The organism is Halomonas sp. AOP7-B1-5 (assembly GCF_052353045.1).
Classification (GTDB): Bacteria; Pseudomonadota; Gammaproteobacteria; order Pseudomonadales; family Halomonadaceae; genus Vreelandella; species Vreelandella colorata.
The window spans coordinates 1-1,306 of record NZ_JBQTDC010000107.1 but is presented as its reverse complement, the minus strand read 5'-3'; the positions used below and the strand labels follow the sequence as shown (position 1 = coordinate 1,306).

Sequence of the window (1,306 nt, the reverse complement as noted above, 5' to 3'; positions counted from 1 at the left end):
TGAACCGCCCCGGTTATTCCGGAGACCGGTTTGTTTGAGTCAGGCAGCTTCACCCGACTCCTCCAATTGACGATAATACGTCCTTTCTCGTTCTGCTGGTGGAACGTTTCCTATGGGTTCCAGCAGTCGGCGATTGTTAAACCAGTCAACCCATTCCAGCGTGGCATACTCAACGGCATCTCGCCCTTTCCATGGTCCACGATGGTGAATCACCTCCGTTTTGAATAAGCCGATGATGGTCTCGGCCAGCGCATTGTCGTAGGAGTCACCGGTGGTGCCGACGGAGGCATCGATACCCTCATCAGCCATACGCTCTGTGTAGCGGATCGAGAGATATTGGCTTCCTCTATCACTATGATGGATTAACCCTTGCCTGTGCTTTCGTGCCCACAGTGCTTGCTCCAGAGCGTCCAGTACCAGTCCCGTTTTCATCGACGTTGCTACGCGCCAACCCACGATACAGCGTGCATAAACATCGATAACGAACGCAACGTAAACGAAGCCAGACCAGGTAGCAACATAGGTAAAATCGGCCACCCAAAGCTGATTTGGACGCATGGCCGTAAAGTCACGTTTCACTAAATCAGGTGCTCGTTTCTGGTCGGGATCACTGATCGTCGTGAAGGGGCGTTGGCCTCGCACCACGCCGCGAATTCCCAGGCGTCGCATGAGTCGTTCTACGGTGCAACGAGCAACATTAACGCCCTCACGGCGGAGTTGCCGCCAGACCTTACGAGCACCGTAGACGCAGAAGTTTTCTTCCCACACGCGCTGAATCTCAGCAGTAAGAAACGCATCCTGCCGATATCGATCTGCCCGCCGCTCAGGATCGGTCTCAAGTGCCTTGTGGTGGTAATACGTCGATGGGGCGATTGGCAGCTGGCTACAAATCGACTCGACCCCGAACTGAGCACGATGCTCGTCGATAAATGACACCATCAATTGGGTTTGCGGTCGAGCTCCGCCTGGGCGAAAAAAGCAGCCGCCTTACGGAGAATTTCATTGGCGCGCTTCAATTCGACGTTTTCACGCTCTAGCTGCTTGAGTCGTTCATTTTTAGGCAGATTAGCCGAGCTATCTTCCTGCATGAGTTCTGAGCGTTTGCACCAGGCTCTTAAGGTCTCTGGTGAACAGCCAAACTTGCTGGCAATGGAGCAGATCGCCGCCCACCTGGACGGGTATTCGCCTTGCTGTTCAAGGACTAATCGAACAGCTCGCTCCCGGACTTCTGAGGAATATCGTTTTGTTGAGTTCATAACTCCATCCTCTCAAGATATGGAGTCTCCGGTAAAGCCGGGGCGGTTCA

The 1,306-nt window shown here is 53.7% G+C and carries 1 protein-coding gene and 1 other annotated feature; the gene reads right to left on the bottom strand.

The window, feature by feature from the left end; genetic code table 11:
* Positions 1 to 39: 39 nt before the first annotated feature.
* Positions 40 to 1,256 (bottom strand): IS3 family transposase gene (locus ACT3XD_RS19565; RefSeq protein WP_192539956.1). Its coding sequence is split into 2 segments (ribosomal slippage): positions 40 to 971 and positions 971 to 1,256, totalling 1,218 coding nucleotides; the frame shifts between segments, so codons are not numbered across the junction.
* Positions 865 to 981: a sequence feature (AL1L pseudoknot), on the bottom strand. Its footprint overlaps the gene before it by 117 nt.
* Positions 1,257 to 1,306: the final 50 nt, after the last annotated feature.